Origin of the sequence: Variovorax brevis, from assembly GCF_030317105.1 — a bacterium.
GTDB lineage: Bacteria > Pseudomonadota > Gammaproteobacteria > Burkholderiales > Burkholderiaceae_C > Variovorax > Variovorax brevis.
On record NZ_JASZYG010000004.1, the window covers coordinates 270,599 to 294,416 of the forward strand.

At 64.1% G+C, this 23,818-nt stretch carries 23 protein-coding genes and 1 tRNA gene; 7 read left to right on the forward strand and 17 right to left on the reverse strand.

The window, feature by feature from the left end:
• Positions 1-2: 2 nt before the first annotated feature.
• The 16 genes from nuoH to QTI66_RS14165 form a co-directional block, all read right to left on the reverse strand.
• Positions 3-1,079 carry an NADH-quinone oxidoreductase subunit NuoH gene (gene nuoH / locus QTI66_RS14090; RefSeq protein ID WP_286560377.1) on the reverse strand — a complete coding sequence of 359 codons (1,077 nt, stop codon included), beginning with the start codon at positions 1,077-1,079 and terminating at the stop codon, positions 3-5.
• The gene (gene nuoG / locus QTI66_RS14095; protein ID WP_286560378.1) at positions 1,076-3,208 is read right to left on the reverse strand and encodes an NADH-quinone oxidoreductase subunit NuoG; all 2,133 of its coding nucleotides are present in this window, start codon (positions 3,206-3,208) and stop codon (positions 1,076-1,078) included. The genes nuoH and nuoG overlap by 4 nt, the downstream gene beginning before the upstream one ends.
• A 13-nt stretch (positions 3,209-3,221) precedes the next feature.
• Positions 3,222-4,562, reverse strand: a complete 1,341-nt coding sequence (gene nuoF / locus QTI66_RS14100; protein ID WP_286560876.1) for an NADH-quinone oxidoreductase subunit NuoF — start codon at positions 4,560-4,562, stop codon at positions 3,222-3,224.
• A complete protein-coding gene (locus tag QTI66_RS14105) occupies positions 4,562-5,089 on the reverse strand; it encodes an NADH-quinone oxidoreductase subunit NuoE family protein (RefSeq protein ID WP_286560380.1) in 528 nt (175 codons plus the stop codon). Before QTI66_RS14105 ends, nuoF begins: the two co-directional genes overlap by 1 nt.
• Positions 5,090-5,097: 8 nt before the next feature.
• On the reverse strand, positions 5,098-6,351 hold the full coding sequence (locus QTI66_RS14110; protein WP_286560382.1) for an NADH-quinone oxidoreductase subunit D: 1,254 nt from the start codon (positions 6,349-6,351) through the stop codon (positions 5,098-5,100).
• 85 nt (positions 6,352-6,436) lie between these two features.
• Positions 6,437-7,045 carry an NADH-quinone oxidoreductase subunit C gene (locus tag QTI66_RS14115; RefSeq protein WP_286560384.1) on the reverse strand — a complete coding sequence of 203 codons (609 nt, stop codon included), beginning with the start codon at positions 7,043-7,045 and terminating at the stop codon, positions 6,437-6,439.
• A gap of 15 nt (positions 7,046-7,060) precedes the next feature.
• Positions 7,061-7,540, reverse strand: coding sequence for a NuoB/complex I 20 kDa subunit family protein (locus tag QTI66_RS14120; RefSeq protein WP_057592164.1), 480 nt, complete (start codon positions 7,538-7,540; stop codon positions 7,061-7,063).
• 15 nt (positions 7,541-7,555) lie between these two features.
• Entirely contained in the window at positions 7,556-7,915 is a 360-nt protein-coding gene (locus QTI66_RS14125; RefSeq protein WP_286560388.1) for an NADH-quinone oxidoreductase subunit A, read from the reverse strand.
• A gap of 57 nt (positions 7,916-7,972) precedes the next feature.
• Positions 7,973-8,057: transfer RNA gene (locus QTI66_RS14130), tRNA-Leu, on the reverse strand.
• A 118-nt stretch (positions 8,058-8,175) separates the two neighbouring features.
• On the reverse strand, positions 8,176-8,628 hold the full coding sequence (secG, locus tag QTI66_RS14135) for a preprotein translocase subunit SecG (RefSeq protein WP_286560389.1): 453 nt from the start codon (positions 8,626-8,628) through the stop codon (positions 8,176-8,178).
• Positions 8,629-8,676: 48 nt separating this feature from the next.
• Positions 8,677-9,426, reverse strand: a complete 750-nt coding sequence (tpiA, locus tag QTI66_RS14140) for a triose-phosphate isomerase (protein ID WP_286560390.1) — start codon at positions 9,424-9,426, stop codon at positions 8,677-8,679.
• An 18-nt stretch (positions 9,427-9,444) separates the two neighbouring features.
• Positions 9,445-10,446: an NAD(P)H-quinone oxidoreductase gene (locus QTI66_RS14145; RefSeq protein WP_286560391.1), complete on the reverse strand. Its 1,002-nt coding sequence runs from the start codon at positions 10,444-10,446 to the stop codon at positions 9,445-9,447.
• Between the two features lie 95 nt (positions 10,447-10,541).
• Positions 10,542-12,875 carry a polyribonucleotide nucleotidyltransferase gene (pnp, locus tag QTI66_RS14150; RefSeq protein WP_286560392.1) on the reverse strand — a complete coding sequence of 778 codons (2,334 nt, stop codon included), beginning with the start codon at positions 12,873-12,875 and terminating at the stop codon, positions 10,542-10,544.
• A 194-nt stretch (positions 12,876-13,069) separates the two neighbouring features.
• The gene (gene rpsO / locus QTI66_RS14155; protein ID WP_007837783.1) at positions 13,070-13,336 is read right to left on the reverse strand and encodes a 30S ribosomal protein S15; all 267 of its coding nucleotides are present in this window, start codon (positions 13,334-13,336) and stop codon (positions 13,070-13,072) included.
• Between the two features lie 264 nt (positions 13,337-13,600).
• A complete protein-coding gene (locus QTI66_RS14160) occupies positions 13,601-14,836 on the reverse strand; it encodes a pyridoxal phosphate-dependent aminotransferase (protein ID WP_444815007.1) in 1,236 nt (411 codons plus the stop codon).
• A gap of 4 nt (positions 14,837-14,840) precedes the next feature.
• Entirely contained in the window at positions 14,841-16,136 is a 1,296-nt protein-coding gene (locus QTI66_RS14165) for a branched-chain amino acid ABC transporter substrate-binding protein (protein ID WP_286560393.1), read from the reverse strand.
• 99 nt (positions 16,137-16,235) lie between these two features.
• Here QTI66_RS14165 and QTI66_RS14170 point away from each other — a divergent pair, with 99 nt between their 5' ends.
• A complete protein-coding gene (locus QTI66_RS14170) occupies positions 16,236-16,604 on the forward strand; it encodes an Hsp20/alpha crystallin family protein (RefSeq protein ID WP_286560394.1) in 369 nt (122 codons plus the stop codon).
• A 66-nt stretch (positions 16,605-16,670) separates the two neighbouring features.
• Here QTI66_RS14170 and tsaD read toward each other — a convergent pair whose 3' ends face one another.
• Positions 16,671-17,711: a tRNA (adenosine(37)-N6)-threonylcarbamoyltransferase complex transferase subunit TsaD gene (gene tsaD, locus QTI66_RS14175; protein WP_286560395.1), complete on the reverse strand. Its 1,041-nt coding sequence runs from the start codon at positions 17,709-17,711 to the stop codon at positions 16,671-16,673.
• A gap of 92 nt (positions 17,712-17,803) precedes the next feature.
• On the opposite strand from tsaD, the gene QTI66_RS14180 reads away from it, so the two are divergent.
• The 6 genes from QTI66_RS14180 to QTI66_RS14205 all read left to right on the forward strand — a co-directional run bounded on the left by QTI66_RS14180 (position 17,804) and on the right by QTI66_RS14205 (position 23,802).
• Complete coding sequence (locus tag QTI66_RS14180; protein WP_286560396.1) at positions 17,804-19,069, forward strand: nitrate regulatory protein; 1,266 nt, start codon at positions 17,804-17,806, stop codon at positions 19,067-19,069.
• Positions 19,070-19,388: 319 nt separating this feature from the next.
• The gene (locus QTI66_RS14185; RefSeq protein ID WP_286560398.1) at positions 19,389-20,639 is read left to right on the forward strand and encodes a CmpA/NrtA family ABC transporter substrate-binding protein; all 1,251 of its coding nucleotides are present in this window, start codon (positions 19,389-19,391) and stop codon (positions 20,637-20,639) included.
• Positions 20,640-20,649: 10 nt separating this feature from the next.
• On the forward strand, positions 20,650-21,588 hold the full coding sequence (ntrB, locus tag QTI66_RS14190; protein WP_286560399.1) for a nitrate ABC transporter permease: 939 nt from the start codon (positions 20,650-20,652) through the stop codon (positions 21,586-21,588).
• Positions 21,585-22,421 (forward strand): ABC transporter ATP-binding protein, encoded by an 837-nt coding sequence (locus QTI66_RS14195; RefSeq protein ID WP_286560400.1) that lies wholly within the window; start codon positions 21,585-21,587, stop codon positions 22,419-22,421. Before ntrB ends, QTI66_RS14195 begins: the two co-directional genes overlap by 4 nt.
• Positions 22,422-22,470: 49 nt before the next feature.
• Positions 22,471-22,893 carry a globin family protein gene (locus QTI66_RS14200; RefSeq protein WP_286560401.1) on the forward strand — a complete coding sequence of 141 codons (423 nt, stop codon included), beginning with the start codon at positions 22,471-22,473 and terminating at the stop codon, positions 22,891-22,893.
• A 15-nt stretch (positions 22,894-22,908) separates the two neighbouring features.
• Positions 22,909-23,802, forward strand: coding sequence for a GAF domain-containing protein (locus QTI66_RS14205; protein WP_286560402.1), 894 nt, complete (start codon positions 22,909-22,911; stop codon positions 23,800-23,802).
• The last annotated feature ends 16 nt before the right edge of the window (positions 23,803-23,818 follow it).

Genomic DNA, 23,818 nt, shown 5'->3' on the forward strand with positions numbered 1-23,818 from the left:
GATTACTTCCAGATGTTGAACGGGGTCTGCATCCATGCGCCGACCACCACCAGCCACACCAGCGTGACGGGGATGAAGATCTTCCAGCCCAGACGCATGATCTGGTCATAGCGGAAGCGCGGGAAGGTCGAGCGCACCCACAGGAACATGGTGACCACGCAGAAGGTCTTGGCGCCGAGCCAGATCCAGCCGGGGATGAACGAGAGGAACTCGAACGGTGGCAGCCAGCCGCCCAGGAACAGGATCACGCACAGGATCGAGACCAGCCACATGTTGGCGTATTCGGCCAGGAAGAACATGGCGAAGCTCATGCCCGAGTACTCGATCATGTGGCCCGCGACGATTTCCGATTCGCCTTCCACCACGTCGAAGGGGTGGCGGTTCGTCTCGGCCAGGCCGGAGATGAAGTAGACGAAGAAGATCGGCAGCAGCGACAACCAGTTCCACGACAGGAAGCCCACGCCCATCGAGGCGAAGTGGCCCTTGCCCTGGCCCGTGACGATGTCGCTCATGTTCAGGCTGGCGGACACCATCAGCACCACGACGAAGCAGAAACCCATCGCGATTTCGTAGCTCACCATTTGCGCCGATGCGCGCAGCGCGCCCAGGAAGGCGTACTTCGAGTTCGAGGCCCAGCCGGCGATGATCACGCCATAGACTTCCAGCGACGTGATGGCCATCACGAAGAGCAGGCCGGCGTTGATGTTGGCCAGCGCCACGTCCGGACCGAAGGGAATCACCGCCCATGCGGCCAGCGCCGGCATGATGGTCATGATCGGGCCGAGAAAGAAGAGGCCCTTGTTGGCCACCGTCGGCGCGATGATTTCCTTGGTCATCAGCTTGAGCGCGTCGGCGATCGGCTGAAGCAAGCCCATCGGGCCGATGCGGTTGGGGCCGATGCGGATCTGCGTGAAGCCGATGGCCTTGCGTTCCCACAGCGTGAGGTACGCGACGGCGCCCATCAGCGGCAACACGACGACGATGATCTTGATCAGCGTCCAGATCACCGGCCAGACGACCGCGGTCCACCAGCCTGCCGAGGCCAGGCCCAGGCCGAATCCGTAGATCGAATCGATCATGCCAGGGCCTCCTGTGCCTGACGTGCGTCAGCCGTGAATTGCAGCGACGGTGCGCGGCGCACGATCGAGTCGAGTTGGTAGATGCTGGCAACGACCGGCGCGGCTTGCGCGGCGGTGGAGACCTCGGCTTGCGCCTTGGTCGTGTTGTTCAGCTTGTCGGCCGGCACTTGGGCCGCCACACCGGCCGATTGCAGGACTTCAGCGGTCGATTCGAACGCGAAGCCTTGCAGGCCCAGCAGGTTGCCCAGCACGCGCAGCACCTTCCATGCGGGGCGTGTTTCGCCCAGCGGCTTGACCACGGCGTGGAAGCTTTGAACGCGGCCTTCGGCATTGACGAAAGAGCCCGGCGTTTCGGTGAATGGCGCGATCGGCAGCAGCACGTCGCTGAATTCCAGGTTTGCCTTGAATGGACTGAGCGTGACGACCATCTGCGCCTTGGACAAGGCTTCGGCGGCAGCGCGGCCGGCAGCCGAGTCGAACACCGGTTCGGTGTTCAGCAGGATGGCGGCCTTCAGGCCACCCGCCAGCATTTGAGCAGCGTTGGCACCGCCATTGCGCGGCTGTGCACCCACCCACTGGGCGCCGACCGTGTTGGCGGCTTCCGTGAGGTAGCCCACCGTCGCGCCTGTTTGCGCGCCGATCCAGTTGGCCAGCGAGAGCAGCGATGCAGCCTGCGCATGGTGCGCAGCGGCGTTGCCCAGCAAGATGGCTTTGCGCTCGCCGCCGAGCAGCGAAGCAGCCATCGCCTTGGCGCCGTCGTTGGCTTCGACGCCAGCGACCGGTGCCGAAGCGCCCGTGCTTTGCGCAATAGCGCTCGCGACGCCCGCCAGGGCAGCGACCCATTGGTCAGCTTCAACCACGGCAGCGTTCGCAACGGGCATCGCCCATGCATCGTGGCCGTTCATCGATGCCTTCGAAGTGACGACGCTCACCGCCCCACCCTTGCGGACCGCTTGCCGAATGCGCTGCGCGAACAGCGGATGGTCCTTGCGCAGGTTCGAGCCGATCACCAGCACGCGCTGGAGATTCGACAGCGAAGCAATCGAGGTGCCGAGCCAACGCACGCCGTCCGTCGCTTCAAAGGAAGCGTGACGCAGGCGGTGGTCGATGTTGTCGCTGCCCAGGGCACGCGTCAGCAACGCGGCAAGGTGCAGTTCTTCCAGCGTGCTGTGCGGGCTGGCCAGCGTACCGATGCTTTGTGCACCATGGTCCGCCTTGATCTGCTTCAGGCCATTGGCCACGTATTCGAGCGCGGTCTGCCAGTCCACTTGCTGCCATTGGCCGCCTTGCTTGAGCATGGGCTGCGTGAGGCGCTCGGGACCATTCAGCGCTTCATACGAGAAGCGATCGCGGTCAGCAATCCAGCATTCGTTGACTTCTTCGTTCTCCAGCGGAACGACGCGCATGACCTTGTTGCTCTTGACCTGGACGATCAGGTTGGCACCCGTCGAATCGTGCGGGCTCACCGACTTGCGGCGCGACAGCTCCCACGTGCGGGCGCTGTAGCGGAAGGGCTTGCTCGTGAGCGCGCCGACCGGGCAGATGTCGATCATGTTGCCGGACAGCTCGGAATCCACCGACTCGCCCACGAAGGCTTCGATCTCGGCGTGCTCGCCGCGATGCGACATGCCAAGTTCCATCACGCCGGCCACTTCCTGGCCGAAGCGCACGCATCGCGTGCAGTGGATGCAGCGGCTCATCTCTTCCATGCTGATGAGCGGGCCCACGTCCTTGTGGAACACCACGCGCTTTTCTTCTTCGTAGCGCGAGCTGGAACCGCCGTAGCCGACGGCCAGGTCCTGCAGCTGGCATTCACCGCCCTGGTCGCAGATAGGGCAATCCAGCGGGTGATTGATGAGCAAAAACTCCATCACCGATTGCTGGGCCTTGATGGCTTTGTCGCTCTTGGTGCGGACGATCATGCCCTGCGTCACCGGCGTGGCGCAGGCCGGCATCGGCTTGGGTGCCTTTTCGATGTCGACCAGGCACATGCGGCAGTTGGCCGCAATGCTCAGCTTCTTGTGATAGCAGAAATGCGGAATGTAGGTGCCCGCCTTGTCGGCTGCATGCATGACCATGCTGCCTTCGGCGATTTCAACCTTCTTGCCGTCGAGTTCGATTTCAACCATATTGTTTTAGGCCTCAGACCTTTGCGGGGGCCTTGGGAACGTAGCCGGGCACCAGTGCCTCGAACTCGTGCCGGAAATGTTTGATCATGGCGCGCACCGGCATTGCGGCGGCATCGCCCAGCGCGCAGATCGTGCGGCCCTGGATGTTGTCGGCCACGGAGTTGAGCAGGTCGATGTCGCTCGGCTTGCCTTGGCCGTTGTGGATGCGATCCACCACGCGCCACAGCCAGCCCGTGCCTTCGCGGCAGGGCGTGCACTGGCCGCAGGATTCGTGCATGTAGAAGTACGAGAGGCGCTTGAGCGACTCGACCATCGAGCGGCTGTCGTCCATGACGATCACGGCGCCCGAGCCCAGCATGGAGCCGGCCTTGGCGATGGAGTCGTAGTCCATCGTGCATTCCATCATGATGGATGCAGGCAGCACCGGCGCGGACGAACCACCGGGAATCACAGCCTTCAAGGTGCGGCCCTTGCGCACGCCACCCGCCAGCTCGAGCAGCTTGGAAAACGGCGTGCCCATCGGGATCTCGTAGTTGCCCGGCAACTCGACGTCACCGCTCACCGAATAGATCTTGGTGCCGCCGTTGTTCGGCTTGCCGCATTCGAGGTAGGCCTGGCCACCGTTGTTGATGATCCACGGCACGGCCGCGAAGGTCTCGGTGTTGTTGATCGTCGTCGGCTTGCCATACAGGCCGAAGCTCGCCGGGAACGGCGGCTTGAAGCGCGGCTGGCCCTTCTTGCCTTCGAGCGATTCGAGCAGCGCGGTTTCTTCGCCGCAGATGTAGGCGCCAAAGCCATGAGCCGCGTGCAACTGGAAGTTGTAGTTGCTGCCCATGATCTTGTCGCCGAGGTAGCCGGCGGCGCGGGCTTCTTCCAGGGCTTCTTCAAAGCGGTCGTAGGTCTGGAAGATTTCGCCGTGGATGTAGTTGTAGCCCACGCTGATGCCCATTGCATATGCAGCGATGGCCATGCCTTCGATCACCATGTGCGGGTTGAACTGCAGCAGGTCGCGGTCCTTGCACGTGCCCGGTTCGCCTTCGTCCGAATTGCAGACGAGGTACTTCTGGCCCGGGAACTGGCGGGGCATGAAGCTCCACTTCAGGCCCGTCGGAAAGCCTGCGCCGCCACGGCCACGCAGGCCCGAGGTCTTGACTTCGGCAATCACCTGGTCGGGTGTCAGGCCCTCTTCCAGGATCTTGCGCAGCGCCTTGTAGCCGCCGCGCGCTTCGTAGTCCGCCAGGCGCCAGTTGGTGCCGTCGAGGCCCGCGTAGATCTGCGGGTCGATGTGACGGTTGTGGAAGCAGGTCTGGACGCCGGTCGCCTGGAACTGCGCCAGCACTTGATCGGCGGTCATCATGATGCGCTCCCTTCGGCGGCACGCAGGCCATCGACGAGTTGATCGAGCTTGTCGTTGCTCATGAAGCTGCACATCGTGCGGTCGTTCACCAGCATCACCGGCGAATCGGCGCAAGCGCCCAGGCATTCGCTTTGCTGGAGCGTGAACAGGCCGTCGGGCGTGGTCTCGCCCATCTGGATGCCCAGCTTCTTTTCGAGGTGCGCGAGCGCCACGGCGCCGTCGCGCAACTGGCAAGGCAGGTTGGTGCAAACGTTCAGCTTGAACTTGCCCACCGGCCGCTGGTTGTACATGTTGTAGAAGGTCGTGACCTCATGCACGGCGATGGGCGCCATGTCGAGGTACGCGCCGATCTCGCGCTCGCGCTGCAGGCTCACGAAGCCCTCTTCCTGCTGGACGATCGCCAGGCAGGCCATCACGGCGGATTGCTTGCCTGCGGCCGGATACTTGGCCACTTCGCGCGCAAAGCGATCGAGCGTCGCCTGCGACAAGGGCGCGGATGCGCTTTGGGTGTTGTCGGAAGTCATGTGATCACTCATCGGTCGATCTCGCCGAACACGATGTCCATCGTGCCGATCACGGCCACCGCGTCGGCAATCATGTGGCCGCGCGCCATTTCGTCGAGCGCTGCCAAATGGGGGAAACCAGGGGCGCGGATCTTCAGGCGGTAGGGCTTGTTGGCGCCGTCGCTCACCAGGTAGATGCCGAACTCGCCCTTCGGGTGCTCGACGGCGGCATACGCCTCGCCTTCGGGCACGTGGAAGCCTTCGGTGAAGAGCTTGAAGTGGTGGATCAACTCCTCCATGTTCGCCTTCATCGATTCGCGCGCGGGCGCCGCCACCTTGTGGTTGGAGGTGATGACCGGGCCGGGATTGGCACGCAGCCATGCAGAGCACTGCTGGATGATGCGATTGGCCTGGCGCATTTCTTCCACGCGGACCAGGTAGCGGTCGTAGCAGTCGCCAGTCTTGCCGACGGCGATGTCGAAATCGACTTCCGAATACACGTCGTAGGGCTGCTTCTTGCGCAGGTCCCATTCCACGCCGGAGCCACGCAGCATCGGGCCGGTGAAACCAAGGTTGAGCGCGCGCTCGGGCGTGACGACGCCGATGCCGACGGTGCGCTGCTTCCAGATGCGGTTGTCGGTGAGCAGCGTTTCGTACTCATCGACCATCTTCGGGAAGCGCTTGCAGAAGGCGTCGACGAAGTCGAGCAGCGAGCCCCGGCGGTCTTCGTTCAGGCGCTCGATGGCCTTCGCGTTCTTGATCTTGCTGGCCTTGTACTGCGGCATCACGTCCGGCAGGTCGCGGTACACGCCGCCCGGGCGGAAGTAGGCCGCGTGCATGCGCGCGCCGGACACGGCTTCGTACATGTCGAACAGGTCCTCACGCTCGCGGAAGCAGTAGATGAGCATGTTCATCGCACCGCAGTCCAGGCCGTGCGCGCCGAGCCACAGCAGGTGGTTCAACAGGCGCGTGATTTCCGCGAACATCACGCGGATGTACTGCGCGCGGATCGGCACGTCGATGCCCATCATCCGTTCGATGGCCAGGCAGTAGGCGTGCTCGTTGCTCATCATCGACACGTAGTCGAGACGGTCCATGTACGGCAGCGACTGGATGAAGGTGCGCGATTCGGCAAGCTTTTCGGTCGCTCGATGCAGCAGGCCGATGTGCGGATCGGCGCGCTGGATGACTTCGCCGTCCAGTTCGAGCACCAGTCGCAGCACGCCGTGTGCTGCGGGGTGCTGTGGGCCGAAGTTCAGGGTGTAGTTTTTGATCTCGGCCATCAGGCCTCCCGCCGGGCCGCCCCAAGGGCAGGCCGTGCCCCCTCGGGGGGCAGTGAATACACGAATTGATGAACGTGGGGGCTCATTAGTGCAATCCGCCGTAGTTGTCTTCGCGGATGACTCGCGGTGTGATTTCGCGCGGTTCAATCGACACCGGCTGGTAGATGACACGCTTCTGGTCCGGGTCGTAGCGCATTTCGACGTGACCCGACACCGGGAAGTCCTTGCGGAACGGATGGCCGATGAAGCCGTAGTCGGTCAGGATGCGGCGCAGGTCGTCGTGGCCTTCGAAGACGATGCCATACAGGTCGAAGGCTTCGCGCTCGAACCAGCCGGCAGCGTTCCACACGGGCGTGAGCGAATCGATGACCGGCAGGTCTTCGTTCGGCACGAACACCTTCAGGCGCACGCGCTGGTTGAGGCTCACCGACAGCAGGTGGGTCACGACGCAGAAGCGCTCTCCCTGCCACTCGCCGTCGCGGTAGTCGGAATAGTCGACGCCGCACAGGTCGATCAGTTGCTCGAAGCGGCAGCCGGGCGCGTCGCGCAGGATCAGCGCAGCGGCCATGTAGTCGTCGGCACCCACCACCACGGTCACTTCGTCCAGGCGAAGCGTGACGCCCTTGGCCTTGTCGCCAAGCGCCTGGGTGATGTTGGCCAGCAGGACCTCGGGGGCGATTGCAAAGTCAGTCATCGTCTGCATCCGTCCTCAGGCGCGCGCAATCGTGTTGGTACGGCGGATCTTCTGCTGGAGCTGGATGATCCCGTACAGGAGCGCTTCCGCCGTGGGCGGGCAGCCGGGAACGTAGACGTCGACCGGCACGATGCGGTCGCAGCCACGCACGACTGAATAGCTGTAGTGGTAATAGCCACCGCCGTTGGCGCACGAACCCATGGAAAGCACCCAGCGGGGCTCGGGCATCTGGTCGTAGACCTTGCGCAGAGCGGGCGCCATCTTGTTGCACAGCGTGCCGGCCACGATCATCAGGTCGGACTGGCGTGGGCTCGGGCGAAACAGCATGCCGAAGCGGTCGATGTCATAGCGGGCGGCGCCCGCGTGCATCATTTCGACCGCGCAGCATGCGAGGCCGAAGGTCATCGGCCACAACGAGCCGGTCTTGGCCCAGTTCACCACCGAGTCGTACGTGGTGGTGACAAAGCCTTCTTTCAGGACGCCTTCAATGGCCATTTGGTGAGTTCCTTGTCATTCCCAGTCGAGCGCGCCTTTTTTCCACTCGTAGACGAAGCCCACGACGAGGATGGCAAGAAAAATCATCATGGCCCAAAAGCCAACGGCGCCGATTTCCTTGAGCGCAATGGCCCACGGAAAGAGAAATGCGATTTCCAGGTCGAACAGGATGAAGAGGATGGCTACGAGGTAGTAGCGCACATCGAACTTCATGCGGGCGTCTTCGAACGCTTCGAAGCCGCATTCATACGGCGCGTTCTTTGCCGCGTCAGGGCGGTTGGGGCCCAGGATCCAGCCGATGACTTGTGGCGCGACGCCTACACCGACACCGACCAGGATGAACAAGAGGACGGGGAGATAGGAATCGAGGCTCATCGGGGGATTTCTTTACCGCTTGCCACCGGCAGGAAATGGCTCCCTGCCGGTGATATTTGGTGCCGTCGGCGAGACTCGAACTCGCACAGCTTTCGCCACTACCCCCTCAAGATAGCGTGTCTACCAATTTCACCACGACGGCGGTTTTGCTGTTCGGATGGCATGAGGAACCCAGAGGGCTTTGGCTTTCCGGAACAGCTTTAGAGTTTACCCTGAAAAACTGTCGATTTTGCTTACGACTGCGTCAAAGTTGACGACGATTATTTCTTGGGGATGTCCGCAGCGCCCGGAGCAGGTGCTGCCGGCGCCGTGGCGGGAGCTGCGGCCGGCGCGGCAGGGGCAGCCGTCGACGCTGCGGGAATCTCCGAAGCAGAACCCGTCGTGGCAGGCGCAGCGGGCGCGGCCGGCGTTGCGGGTGCGGGCGCAGCGGAACCCGCAGCGCGCTCGAGCAGGCTGTTGCCGCCCGAAGCCGGACGCGCGTGGCTCAGGTAAGCCAAGGCCAGCGTGCAGGCGAAGAACACCGCTGCCAGCACGGCCGTGGTGCGCGACAGGAAGTTCGCGCTGCCGCTTGCACCAAAAAGACTGCCGGCGCTGCCGCTGCCGAAGGCCGCACCCATGTCGGCACCCTTGCCGTGCTGGATGAGGATCAGCCCGATCATCGCCAGGGCCGCCAGCATCTGGACGGCCACCAAGATATTCATAAACACGTTCATTCGCTCTTACTCCTAATTCGAAAGCAGCCGCGCCGGTACTTCAGTACTTCAGCGCGCTGCAGCAATGATTTGCAGGAAGTCGGGGGCCTTCAGCGAGGCGCCACCAATCAATCCGCCATCGATGTCCGGCTGCGCCAGCAGTTGCGCAGCGTTGGCGGCATTCATGCTGCCGCCGTAAAGAATCTTGATGCCAGCCGCGTGGTCGCTTGCCGCGTGGTGCAACTGCGCGCGCAACAAGGCGTGCACCGATTGCGCCAGTTCCGGCGTGGCCGTCTTGCCAGTGCCGATGGCCCACACGGGCTCATAGGCCACCACGATCTCGCTGATGCAATGGCCATTGACATGGATCACCGCGGCCAGCTGGCGCTTGACCACTTCATTCGTGTGCCCGGCCTCGCGCTCCGCCAGCGTTTCGCCGACGCACACGATGGGCGTGACGCCGTGCTTGAGCGCTGCCGCCGTCTTGGCAGCCACCACTTCATCGCTTTCGCCGTGATACTGCCGACGCTCCGAATGGCCGACGATGGCATAGCGCACGCCGAATTCGCGCAGCATGACAGCCGACTGCTCACCGGTGAATGCGCCCTGCTCCTGCGCCGAGACATCCTGCGCACCCAACTGGATGGCCGTGCCGGCCACCAGCGACTGCACTTGCGCCAGATAAGGCGCAGGCACGCACACCGCGACATCGCAGGCCGGCGTGCCCAGGCCTTGGGCCAGTTCCTTGATCAACGACTCGTTGGCAGCCAGGCCGCCATTCATCTTCCAGTTCCCGGCGATGAGCTTCTTCTTGTTCATTTCAGACTTCCCGATGTGTCAAGACCAGGTCAGCACGATCTTGCCGATGTGCTGGTTCGATTCCATCAAAACATGCGCCTTGCTCGCGCCACTGGGCTCGCCGCCCGCGGCGAAGGTGCTGTGGATCACAGGCTTCACGGCGCCGCTTTCGAGCAGCGGCCAGACCTTTTCACGCAAAGCCTTGGCAACGGCGCCCTTGAACGCCACTGAACGCGGGCGCAGGGTCGAGCCCGTCACGGTCAGGCGCCGGCGCAGCACCTGCCCGGCGTTGAATCCGCTCTTGACGCCACCTTGCACCGCGATGATCACCAGTCGGCCGTCGTCGGCCAGGCAGTCGATCTCGCGCGCCACGTAGTCGCCGGCAACCATGTCGAGGATGACATCGACGCCCTTGCCATTCGTGAGGCGCTTGACCTCTTCCACGAAATCCACCGTCTTGTAGTTGATCGCGTGATCGGCGCCCAGCTTCTTGCAGGCCTCGCACTTGTCGTCGCTGCCGGCCGTGACGATGACCGTCGCGCCCAGCGCCTTGCCCAGTTGAATGGCCGTCACGCCGATGCCGCTGGAGCCGCCCTGGATCATCAGCGTCTCGCCCTTTTGCAGGCGGCCGCGTTCGAAGACGTTGCTCCACACGGTGAAGAAGGTCTCGGGCAGCGTCGCCGCTTCCAGATCGCTCCAGCCCTTGGGCACCGGCAGGCATTGCGCAGCAGGCGCGACGCACAACTGCGCATAGCCGCCACCCGCGACCAGCGCGCACACGCGATCGCCAACCTTGAAGCCGGCTTCGCGCATCGCTTTTTCGTCACCCGAGACGATCTCGCCCGCCACTTCGAGGCCCGGCAAGTCCGACGCCCCCGGCGGCACAGGATAGTGCCCCATGCGTTGCAGAACGTCGGGCCGATTGACGCCGCTTGCCGCGACGCGGATCAGCACTTCACCGTCGCCCGCGACGGGCTCGGGACGCTCGGTCTCGCGCAACATCCCGGGCGCACCGAAGGACGCAATCTCAATGGCTTTCATGTTCTTCCTGGCGACGGTCCGCCGGCTTTGAAACCGGCGGCATTGCAAATTGAAATGACAGCAGCCCCGTCTTCGCAGACGGAGCCACTACCGCATCAGCCTTGCTGGCCGTTGTTGCCGACATCGGCGCCCGGCAGCGACAGCGATTGCTGCTGCTGGCTGGCTGCCGCGTCCGCCGTTTCGCCGACATTGCGCGGCTGACGGTCTTCACGCGGTGGACGGTCACCACGGTCGCCGCGGTCACCACCACGGTCACCGCGGTCGCCACGCTCACGACGGTCGCCGCGGTCACCACGGTCTTCACGCGGAGCACGCTCCTGGAATTCCATGCCGGCCGGACGTTCGCTCAGCGCCTTCATCGACAGCTTGACGCGGCCCTTGTCGTCGGTCTCGAGGACCTTGACCTTCACGATCTGGCCTTCGCTCAGGTAGTCGGTGACCTTCTCGACGCGTTCGTGCGCGATCTGGCTGATGTGCAGCAGGCCGTCCTTGCCCGGAAGCAGGTTGACCAGCGCGCCGAAGTCCAGGATCTTGGTGATCGGGCCTTCGTACACCTTGCCGATTTCCACTTCAGCGGTGATCTGCTCGATGCGGCGCTTGGCTTCGTCTGCCTTGGCCGGATCGGTCGACGCGATGGTGATGGTTCCGTCTTCGTCGATGTTGATCTGCGTGCCGGTTTCTTCGGTGAGCGCGCGGATGACCGAGCCGCCCTTGCCGATCACGTCGCGGATCTTCTCGGGGTTGATCTTCATCGTGAACAGGCGCGGTGCGAAGCTGGAGACTTCGGCCTTGGCCTCGCCCATCGCCTCTTGCATCTTGCCAAGGATGTGCATGCGCGCTTCCTTGGCTTGCGCCAGTGCGACCTGCATGATTTCTTTTGTGATGCCCTGGATCTTGATGTCCATCTGCAGCGCGGTGATGCCGTTGGTGGTACCCGCAACCTTGAAGTCCATGTCGCCCAAGTGATCTTCATCGCCCAGGATGTCGGTCAGCACGGCAAAGCGGTTTTCTTCCTTGATGAGGCCCATGGCGATGCCGGCCACGTGGGCCTTCATCGGCACACCGGCGTCCATCATCGAGAGGCAGCCACCGCACACCGAAGCCATCGACGACGAGCCGTTCGATTCGGTGATTTCCGACACCACGCGGATCGTGTAGGGGAACTCTTCCTTCGACGGCAGGCAGGCGACGAGCGCGCGCTTGGCCAGGCGGCCGTGGCCGATTTCGCGGCGCTTGGTCGAGCCCATGCGGCCCACTTCGCCGGTGGCAAAGGGAGGCATGTTGTAGTGGAACAGGAAGCGGTCTTCGTACTCGCCGGCCAGCGCATCGATGCGCTGTGCGTCGCGTTCGGTGCCCAGCGTGGTCACGACCAGCGCCTGCGTTTCACCACGGGTGAACAGGGCCGAACCGTGGGTGCGCGGCAGCACGGAATTGCGGATTTCAATGGGGCGCACGGTGCGCGTGTCGCGGCCGTCGATGCGCGCCTCGCCTGCCAGGATCTGGCTGCGAACGATCTTCGATTCGATGGAGAACAACAGGTCGTTGACCTTGCCCGAGTCGAAGGGGTTGCCTTCGGCCTTGAGCGCTTCCATGACCGAAGCGTTGGCTTCGCGCAGGGCTTGCGTACGGGCTTGCTTGCTGCGGATTTGATAAACAGCGCGCAGCTTTTCTTCGGCCAGGCCCTTGACCTTGGCGACGAATTCTTCGTCTTCGGCGGGTGCTTGCCAGTCCCACACCGGCTTGCCGGCATCGCGCACGAGTTCGTGGATCGCGTTGATGGCGATGTTGGCTTGTTCATGGCCGAACACCACGCCGCCGAGCATGACTTCTTCAGACAGTTGCAGGGCTTCGGATTCGACCATCAGCACGGCCGCTTCGGTGCCGGCGACGACCAGGTCCATCTGCGAATCCTTGCGGGCCGTCTGGCCCGGATTCAGCACGTATTGGCCGTTGATGTAGCCCACGCGCGCAGCGCCGATCGGGCCGGCGAAGGGGATGCCAGAGACCGACAGGGCGGCGCTCGAAGCGATCATGGCGGCGATGTCGGCATCGACTTCGGGGTTGAGCGACAGCGTGTGGATGACCACGTGCACTTCGTTCAGGAAGCCTTCGGGGAACAGCGGGCGGATCGGACGGTCGATCAGGCGCGAGGTGAGCGTTTCGTGTTCGCTGGGCTTGGCTTCGCGCTTGAAGAAGCTGCCGGGGATCTTGCCGGCGGCGTAGGTCTTCTCGATGTAGTCGACGGTCAGCGGGAAGAAATCCTGGCCCGGCTTGGCGGACTTGGAAGCCACGACGGTGGCCAGCACGACGGTGCCGTCGATGTCGACCTTGACGGCGCCCGTGGCCTGGCGAGCGATTTCGCCGGTTTCCATGACGACGGTCTTGTCGCCCCATTGGAAGGACTTGGTGACTTTATTGAAGAGGCTCATGATTGCTCCTGTTTTGATAGCAGGCCTTGGATGGCCTGCGGGGCCGGAGCGCTTCTCAGAACACGATGCCATTCCAGCGAAGCTCGGCGTCCGAACTTCATTGGAATGACACAGCTTCGCTCTGTTTTGGCGGCTCCGAAGTGAAAAACGCCTGAGCTAGCGGGCTAACTCAGGCGTTTTTGCATGCGGTTGACTTACTTGCGCAGGCCCAGCTTGGCGATCAGCGCGGTGTAACGGTCAGCGTCTTTGGACTTGAGGTAGTCCAGCAGTTTGCGGCGGCGGCTCACCATGCGCAGCAGGCCGCGGCGACCGTGGTGGTCCTTGGCGTGCGTCTTGAAGTGAGGCGTGAGTTCGTTGATGCGGGCGGTCAGCAGTGCGACTTGCACTTCGGGGCTGCCCGTGTCGTTGGCGGCGCGAGCGTTGTCTTTGACGACTTCGGCCTTGATGGAGGCTGCGATCATTTGATATTTCCTGTGTTCCGATGGAATTTGACTTGCGGTGGGCGCTGGAACTGCCCCCACCGTGCGCGTTGCGAGATGCAAAGCCGTTCGATTATATCCCGCTGCGGAAATTTCCTCAGATCCAGGCCCCGCGCACTGGGCATCGCGCTTCGCGCGACGCGGGAGTCGTGCCTCGCGGGACGGCGCCTGCGGCCCGGCAAAGAGCCGGTCCGCAACACCCACCAACGACCTGCAGCGGCCTCGCCGATCCGTTTTACCCGGCTTTTATTGAGCGCCAAGCCACCTCTTGAGTCGCTCGACGCCTTCCACAAGGCGGCTCGGGTCCTTGGAGGCAAAGCACCAGCGCAGCCAGCCTTGCGCCTCGGGCGCAAAGGCGTTGCCGGGAGCGAGGCCCAAGCCCGCTTCTGCCACGAGACGCTTCGCCACCTCCAACGAATCGGGGAAGCCCTCGAGCTGGAAAAACGCGTACATGCCACCCTTCGCAGGCGCGACCTTGACGCCCGGCACGGCCTGCAGCAACGGGATCAGCGTGTCCCGGCACTGCTTGAGGTGGGCGACGACGCGCGGGGTGACGTCTTCGGTGTGCTCGAGCGCAACGAGACCGGCCCGCTGCGTGAAAACACTGGCGCACGAGGTGTTGAACTCGATCAGCTTGCCCATGCTGTCCACCAGCGACGGGGGCAGCACCAGCCAGCCAAGGCGCCAGCCGGTCATCAGGAAGCTCTTGGAGAAGCTGTGCACGACGATCAGGCGATCCTCGGGCACGGAAATGTCGAGAAAGCTCGGCGCGCAGCGGTTCGGCGTCGGCTCGTAGTACAGGCGCTCGTAGACCTCGTCGGCCAGGATCCACGTGCCGGTGCCGCGGCAATGGTCGAGCAGGGCCTGCTGCTCGGCGCGGGACATGGTCCAGCCGGTGGGATTGTTCGGGGCGTTGACGATCAGCACCTTGGTGCCGGGCCTGACGGCCGCGCGGACGGCGTCGAGGTCGAGCGTCCACTCTCCTGCCTTGGGCACCAGCGGTACGCAGCGGACGGTGGCGCCCATGATGGCGGGCTGCGCCGTCAGGTTGGGCCAGACGGGCGTCACGGCTACGACATCGTCGCCGGCATCGACCAGTGCCTGCACCGCCAGCATGAGCGCGCTGACGCCGCCGGAGGTAATGGCGATGCGCCCGGCATCCACCTCGGGATGCAGGCTGCTCGTGTACCTGGCAACGGCCTCGCGCAATTCGGGCAAGCCGAGGTTGTGCGCGTAGAAGGTCTCGCCGCGCTGAAGCGAGTCGATGGCGGCCTGCCGGATGAAGTCGGGCGTGACTTCGTCGCTTTCACCGAACCAGAAGGCCAGCACGTCGTCCCGGCCCAAGCCGACGTTGGCGACTTCGCGGATCTTGGAGGCTTCGAGGTTCTGGATGGCGTGACGCATGGGACTCAAAAGTTCTTTGTGGATGGTGCCGATGTTGCCCGATGGGCAAGGCCCGCGTCGGGCGCTGCGGTATTCAATGGCCTCAAGGGCGCTGCATGCGGCAGGTCGTGGGCATTTCGGCGCGCTCGGCTGAAATGGTCTTGATCACGCGAAAGCCATAACCCGAGCCTTCCACGTCGAACTGCACGCCCGGCGCGCCCACCTTGTCCATGAGCCCGACGACCAGCGGTTGCTGGAACTGGTGGTCCGACGCGCGCATGCGCCCGCGCTGCCCGGCGAAGCTCACATCGGCATTTTCGAGTGCGCGTGCCACGGCAATGGCATCGGTGCTGCCCGCGCGTTCCAATGATTGCGCCAGCGCCTCCATCAACAGTTGCATGCGCATGTGCACGTAGTCGTCGGCGGCCTTTGGAAAGCGCGCGCGAAAGGACTTGTAGAAGGCTTCCGACTCGGCGGTCTGCACGTTGGGCAGCCAGTCCGCGACCGCCACCACGCGGCCGACACCGGCGTCGCCGATGGCCGCCGGCGCGCCCAAGGCGTTGCCATAGAAGGTGTAGAACTTGCCCTGGTAGCCGGCTTCACGCGCGGCCTTCACGAGCAGCGTCAGGTCATTGCCCCAGTTGCCGGTGATCACCGCTTGCGCGCCACTGGCCATGATCTTCGTCGCGTAGGGCGAGAAGTCCTTGACGCGGCCCATCGGGTGCAGTTCATCGCCCACGATGTCCACGTCGGGCCGCAGTTGGGTGAGTTGCCGTTTCGACTCGCGCAGCACGGCCTGGCCGAAGCTGTAGTCCTGGCCGATCAGGTAGGCGCGCTTGACCGACTTGTCGTCCTTGATGACTTCCATCAATGCCGTCACGCGCATGTCGGCATGCGCGTCGAAGCGGAAGTGCCAGAAGCTGCAACGCTCGTTGGTGAGCGCCGGATCCACCGCCGAATAGTTGAGGAAGATCACGCGGCGCGCCGGATCGCGCTCGTTGTTCTTTTCAATCGCATCGAGCAGCGCGGCCGCTGTTGCCGAAGAGTTGCCCTGCAGCACGATGCGCGCGCCGTCGTCCATGGCCGAGCGCAAGGCAGAGAGGGCTTCCTCGTTCTGCCCTTTGCTGTCGTAGCGGTCGATCTGCAGTTGCCTCGCCCCGCCGGGCAGCTTGACGCCGCCGCGCTGGTTGACGCGTTCCGTCGCCCACAGCAGGTTGCGGTAGACCGCCTCGCCGGTGTTGGCGAAGGGCCCGCTCATGCTTTCGATGAGCGCCAACCGGATCGGCCCTGAAGACTGCGCATGCGCTGTCGATGACAAGGCCGACGCGAAGGCCGCGCCACATAGCGTCGCAACGCCCAATTTCAAGGCCTTGCGTCGTTGAAAAACAGTGAAATTCATTCTCTTGAAACCCCTGCCCGCGCTCCTAGATGGGATGCATGCGGCACTCATGGTTGAAAGGCCGCGAAGTGTAAGTGTTTATCCACCAAGGAGTCCCACATGTTTTTCGCACCCGCTGTTCGCACCCGTACCTATGTTCCGCGCTCGTTTGATCGCAGCGTCGAACGCTTCTTCAATGACGCCTTTGCGCCGCAGCGTTCGCTGAACGTCGAACAGGACGACAAGAGCTGGACCATCACGCTCGACGTGCCGGGCCTCTCGCGTGAAGACCTCACCATCTCGATCGAAGACGCCGTGGTGCGCATCGAGAGCAAGGCCGACGCCAAGCGCCAGTTCAAGGCGGCCTATGAACTGCCGCTGGAAATCGACGTGGCCACCAGCGAAGCCAAGCTCGAAAACGGCGTGCTCACGCTCAAGCTCGGCAAGAAAGTGCCCGTGAGCAACGTGAGCCAACTGACCATCAGCTGATCGCCCCTTCACCCTACCCTGTCTCCTCTTGGGCCCGCCTGCTGGCGGGCATTTTTTTGCGCGGCGCTATGCGGCGACCGGCAGCGAATCCAGGGGCCAGCGCGGCTTGACGTTGAAGTCGTAGCGATCGTTCGGCTGCTCCAGGCCCGCTTGGATGCGCATGGCCGCCGCCATGGCGATCATGGCGCCGTTGTCGGTGCACAAATGCAGTTCGGGATAGTGCACGCGCACGCCGCGCTTGGCGCATGCGGCGTTCAATTGATCGCGCAGCGAACGGTTGGCACCCACGCCACCGGCGACCACCAAGCGCTTGAGGCCGGTGCGCTCCAGCGCCGTCATCGATTTTTTGAGCAGCACCTCGACGATGGCGGCTTGCGTGGATGCGGCCAGGTCGCTCTTGCGTGCTTCCAGTTCGTCGCCGAGTTTGCGCGCCTGCGTCAGCACGGCGGTCTTCAGGCCCGCGAACGAAAAATCGAGATCGCCGCTGTGCAGCAAGGGGCGAGGGAGCTTGAAGGCCGCGGGGTCGCCGTTTTCCGCCAGCTTGGCAAGCCACGGGCCGCCCGGATAAGGCAACCCCATCAGCTTGGCGCTCTTGTCGAAGGCCTCTCCCGCCGCGTCGTCGATGGTTTCGCCCAGCACCTGGTAGTGGCCGACGCCATCGACTTCCATCAGTTGCGTGTGTCCGCCCGACACGAGCAGCGCCACGAAGGGAAATTCGGGCGGATCGGCACTGAGGAAGGGCGAGAGCAGATGCCCTTCGAGGTGATGAACTCCCAGCACGGGCTTGCCCAGCGCGGCGCCCAGCGCGCAGGCCACGCCCGCACCCACCAGCAAGGCGCCTGCGAGGCCGGGGCCGCGCGTGTAGGCAACCACGTCAACGTCGGCGACGGTCTTGCCGGCTTCGTCGAGCACGGCCTGCGTCAGGGGCAGCACGCGCCGGATATGGTCGCGACTGGCCAACTCGGGCACCACGCCGCCGTAGGCCTGGTGCATCGAAATCTGGCTGTGCAGGGCGTGCGCCGACAAGCGGGGCACGGCCGCGCCCTCGACTTCGACCATGGCGACGCCAGTTTCATCGCAGGATGATTCAATTCCCAGAACAAGCATGGGTCGAGTGTAGGTGGGCGCTCGATTCGGGGCATGAATGTTGCTGGATGCCCTGCCAATGCCGACGCCCAAATCCACATGATGACCCCACGATGAAATCCGGATTGAGCTTTCTCGTTGCAGCCCGACGCTGCGAAATCGACGAACTGGACCAGTTGGCGCGCACCAGCGAGTTGGTGGGCACCATCGGCCGGCTGGTTCACGCACTGCAGCGCGAGCGCGGGCTTTCCAACATCCTGCTGGCGTCGCGCGGCAAGCACTTTGTCTCGCAACGCAGCGCGCAAATCGGCGAATGCATCCGCCTGGAACAGGACGTGCGCGCAGGCTTCGACCGTCTGGAGACGGGCAGCCAGCGCATTGGCAGCGGCACGCGCCTGTTCAGCCGCGTCGCCTGGGTGTTGCCAGGGCTGGACGCCCTGCCCGCCCTGCGCCGACGCATTGGCGCGCTGGAAATCGATGCCGCACAGGCCACTGCCGGATTCGCCAAGCTGATCGCGGGCCTGCTGGCCGTCGTGTTCGAAGCCGCCGACGGCGCGACCGACCCCGAGATCTCGCGCCTGCTCGCGGCCCTCTTCAATTTCATGCAGGGCAAGGAATTCGCCGGGCAGGAGCGCGCGCGCGGCGCGGCCGCCTTCGCCGAAGGGCGCACCGACAAGGCGGGCCAGGAACAGTGGCTGCAGTTGATCGCGGCGCAGGAGCGCTGCTTCAACGTCTTTGCCGACTTCGCCGGCCCCGCCCTGCGCGAGGTCTGGCGTGCCAGCCAGCCGATGGCCGAAGTGGCTGAACTCGAACGGCTTCGCCGCATGGCAACCACCGCCCCGCCCGGTACCGCGCTGGACAGTGAACTCAGCACGGCGTGGTTCGACTGCTGTTCATTGCGCATCGATGCCATGAGGGATGTCGAAGACCGTCTTGCCGCAGATCTGCGCGTGCTGTGCACGCGCAAGATTGCCGAAGCCCGCACGGAGGCGGACGCCAACCAGGCCCTGCTCGATCAGCTGGGCAACGCGGCCCCGGGCGCAGCCGCTTTTTTCGACGACGGGCAGGCGCCCGAGGCCGCACCGCAGGCGGCTTCCAGCACCTACGGCCACCAACTCGAACGCTCGGTGCTCGACATGCTGCAGGAGCAGTCGCAACGCCTGCAGGCCATGAGCGATGAACTCGACACCGTGCGTGCCGGCCTGAACGAGCGCAAGCTGGTCGAGCGAGCCAAGGGCCTGCTCATGGCCCACCGCCGCATGAGCGAGCAGGACGCCCACAAGATGCTGCGCCAAACCGCCATGAACCAGAACCGGCGCTTGGTCGACGTGGCCGAATCGGTGCTGTCGATGGCCGAATACCTGCCAAGCGGAAACTGAATTGGTGCGCTGCACAAGGAATGTGCCCGTGCGGCGTTCTGGGCTGTATTGGCCTTTTGCCTAAATCCAGCATGGATCCGTCGCTATCTATTTGATAGCAAAGAGTAGCTCCAAACAGTTGGCACGCCACTTGCTTACATCTCCGGCATAGACCAACGAAGGTCTTCAGGCAGGCGGCACCCAACGGCGGGTGTTGCCGACCCAACAGGACAAAGGCGTCCTTGCCCGCATGCGCTCGTTTCAACAACACGAGCAACGCATGCACGGCAAGGACGCCTTTTTTGTTTTTCGCTTTGTTGTTTTGACCGGAGTTCGCCCCATGACCACCGATGCGCTGAAGTTCAAGTTAAGCCGACGCACCGTGCTGAAAACCGCCGCCCTCGGCGCGGTCGGCATCGACCCCGCCCTGCGCGCCGCCGTCTGGGCGCAAGGCTCGGACAAGCCCGAGAAGGAAGAAGTCAAGATCGGCTTCATTCCGCTCACCGACTGCGCCAGCGTCGTGATGGCCTCGGTGCTGGGCATCGACAAGAAGTACGGCGTGAAGATCGTGCCCAGCAAGGAAGCGAGCTGGGCCGGCGTGCGCGACAAGCTGGTCAATGGCGACCTCGACTTCGCCCACGTGCTCTACGGCCTGGTGTACGGCGTGCACCTGGGCATCGGCGGCCCGAAGAAGGACATGGCCGTGCTGATGACGCTGAACAACAACGGGCAGGCGATCACGCTGAGCAAGAAGATCGCGGACAAGGGCGCGGTCGACGGCCCGTCGCTGGCCAAGCTGATGGCCACCGACAAGCGCGAATACACCTTCGCGCAGACCTTCCCGACCGGCACGCACGCCATGTGGCTCTACTACTGGATGGCGGCCAGCGGCATCAACCCGCTGAAGGACGCCAAGTCCATCGTGGTGCCGCCACCGCAGATGGTGGCCAACATGCGCATCGGCAACATGGACGGTTTCTGCGTGGGCGAACCCTGGGGCCAGCGCGCCATCATGGACGGCATCGGCATCACCGCCATCACCACGCAGGACATCTGGAAGGACCATCCCGAGAAGGTGCTGGGCACCACCGCCGACTTCGCGAAGAAGTACCCCAACACCTCGCGCGCCGTGACGGCCGCCATCCTCGAAGCCGGCAAGTGGATCGACACCGGCCTGCAGAACAAGAACAAGATGGCCGAGACGATCGCCGAGAAGAGCTACGTCAACACCAGCGTCGATGCGATCAACCAGCGCATCCTGGGCCGCTACACCAACGGCCTGGGCAAGAACTGGGACGACCCGAACTACATGAAGTTCTACAACGATGGTGCGGCGACCTTTCCGTACCTGTCGGACGGCATGTGGTTCCTCACGCAGCACAAGCGTTGGGGTTTGCTGAAGGAGCATCCGGACTACCTGAAGGTGGCGACGGAAATCAACCGCATCGACATCTACAAGCAGGCCGCTACTGCCACAAAAACACCAGTGCCCAAGGACGTGCTGCGCACCAGCAAGCTGATGGACGGCGTGGTGTGGGACGGCAAGAACCCCAAGGCCTATGCCGACGCGTTCAAGCTCAACGCGGCCTGAGGAGAACACGATGGTCAGCGCTGTCTTCCACTCTCCGCTCGAGGCTGCTCTCCCTCTCCCGCACGCTGGAGAGGGTCGGGGCGAGGCCATGGCCCGTGCCGAAGCTGCCCCTCACCCCCGCCCTCTCCCCGGAGGGGCGAGGGAGCAAATCGCGCGCAGGTCGACTGACTTGCGTTGGCTCTGGATGCGCGTGCTGGCACCGCTCGCCGGCTTCGGCCTGCTGGTGCTGATCTGGGAACTGATCGCGCTGCGCAGCGCGGGCACCTTCCCTGCCCCCTACGAAACCTGGCTGCAGGCCGTGAAGGTGTTCAGCGATCCGTTCTACAGCAACGGGCCGAACGACCAGGGCGTGGGCTGGAACGTGCTGTCATCGCTGCAACGTGTGGCGCTGGGCTTTGGCCTGGCAGCAGCGGTGGGTATTCCGGCGGGCTTTGCGATCGGGCGCTTCGAGTTCCTGGCGCGCATGTTCAACCCGCTCATCAGCCTGCTGCGGCCGGTGTCGCCGCTGGCGTGGCTGCCGATCGGCTTGCTGGTCTTCAAGGGCGCCAATCCGGCGGCCATCTGGACCATCTTCATCTGCTCGATCTGGCCCATGGTCATCAACACGGCGGTCGGCGTGCAGCGCGTGCCGAGCGACTACATGAACGTTGCCAAGGTGCTCAACCTCAGCGAGTGGAAGATCATCACCAAGATCCTCTTTCCGGCCGTGCTGCCCTACATGCTGACGGGCGTGCGCCTCGCGGTCGGCACCGCGTGGCTCGTGATCGTCGCGGCCGAGATGCTGACCGGCGGCGTCGGCATCGGCTTCTGGGTGTGGGACGAGTGGAACAACCTCAACGTCAAGAACATCATCATCGCGATCTTCGTGATCGGCATCGTCGGCCTGATCCTCGAATTCGCGCTCATCAAGATTGCAACTGCGTTCACGTTTGAAGAGGTGAAGTCATGAGTGCTGTCAGCGTATTGCCGACCACAACCGTGGCGGACCGGAAATTCATCGACATCTCGGATGTCGAGCAGACCTTCAAGACACCCAAGGGCAGTTTCCAGGCGCTGCGCGACATCAACCTCACCGTCGCCAAGGGAGAGTTCGTGGCCCTCATCGGTCACTCGGGCTGCGGCAAGTCGACGCTGCTGAACCTGATCGCCGGGCTGACGAAGCCCACCCAAGGCGTGCTCCTGTGCGCCAACAAGGAAATCGCCGGCCCCGGACCGGAGCGCGCCGTGGTGTTCCAGAACCATTCGCTGCTGCCCTGGCTCACCTGCTACGAGAACATTTATCTCGGCGTTGAGCGCGTGTTTGCCGCAACCGAGAAGAAGGCGCAACTGAAGGCGCGCACCGATGCGGCACTCGCACTGGTCGGCCTCACGCCTGCCACCCACAAGCGTCCGGGCGAGATCTCCGGCGGCATGAAACAGCGCGTCGGCATCGCCCGCGCGCTGGCAATGGAACCCAAGGTGCTGCTGATGGACGAGCCCTTCGGCGCGCTCGACGCACTGACCCGCGCGCGGCTGCAGGACGAACTGCTCGCCATCGTGCAAAAGACGCAGAGCACCGTCGTCATGGTCACGCACGACGTGGACGAAGCCGTGCTGCTGTCCGACAAGATCGTGATGATGACCAACGGCCCCTCCGCCACCATCGGCGAGGTGCTCACCGTGAACCTCGATCGCCCGCGCAACCGCGTGGAACTGGCGGAAGACCGGAACTACGTTCACTATCGAAAAGCCGTCATTGACTTCCTGTACACGCGCCAAGGTCATGTGGAAAAGGCGGCTTGAGCCAGCGCGCGCAATCGTTCGATCTCGACAACCAACGAGGAGCTTCACGATGACCCCCCATCAAATCGAACTGGTGCAATCCAGCTTCGCCAAGGTCGTGCCGATTTCCGACCACGCCGCGGCACTTTTCTACACGCGGCTGTTCGAGCTTGCACCGGATGTGCGGGCGCTTTTCAAGGGCGACATGGTCGAGCAGGGACGCAAGCTCATGACGATGCTGGGCAGCGTCACGCGACAACTCAACAACCTCGACACGCTGGTGCCGGTGGCGCAGAAACTCGCCGTGCGGCACGTGGCCTACGGCGCGGAACCCGCGCACTACGCGGTGGTGGGCGCGGCGCTGATCGACACGCTCGACAAGGGCTTGGGAGCAGAGTTCACCCCCGATGTGCGCACGGCCTGGGAGACGGCGTACGGCACGCTGTCGGGCGTGATGATCGCGGCGGCCGACAAGCCCGTTGCAGCCAACTGAATGGAAGCGGCTGCCGTGAAGTCCTTCATCCGCGTCATCGAATACTGGGTGCCCAGTGAAGACGGCAGCCTGCTCGAATTCGGCGGTGGCCTGTTCGGCGCCGCGCACCGTTTTGCGGCCATCAGCCAGAACCTGTGCTTCGGCCGCGGCGAGGGCTTGCCGGGCCGGGCCTGGGACACGGGTCACCCGATCGTGCTCAAGGAACTGGAAGGCTCGTACTTCCGCCGCGCCAAGGCGGCGCGTGCCGCGGGCCTGACCTGCGGCATTGCGGTGCCGATCTTCAAGGGCGACCGGCTGAGCTCGGTGGCCGTGATTTTCTGCGGCGACGACGAGCAGCACGCCGGCGCCATCGAACTCTGGGGCAACGATCCCGAAGAGTCGCACGACATGACACTGGTCGACGGCTACTACGGCACGACCGGCGACACCTTCGAATTCATCTCGCGTGCCACCGCCTTCCGCCGCGGCACCGGCCTGCCGGGCATGGCCTGGGAAGCGCAAAAGCCGGTGTTCATGCCGGACCTGGGCAAGGGCTCGGGCTTCCTGCGTGCCGAGGGCGCCGTCAAGGTCGGCATCAACCGCGGCTTTGCGATTCCCTGCTCGACGCTGAACGGCCAGCACTTCGTGATGGCCTTCCTCTCCGCGCTGGCGACGCCGGTTGCGCGCCGCGTCGAAACCTGGGAACCCGATGCCGACGGCACGCGACTTCGCCGCAGCCTCGGGTTCTCCGAAGCGTCCGCGGCCATCGAGGTGCCGGAGACCATCGCCTTGGCCGTCGACGCGCCGGGCACGCCGGGCGCCATCGCACGCGCCTTCTCCAGCGGCATTCCCGCCGTGGCCGAACCCATGATCGCCATCCCTGTGGCGCCCGGGGGCCGCATCACCGCGGTGATGGCATTGCACTTCTGATCAACGCATCAATGCG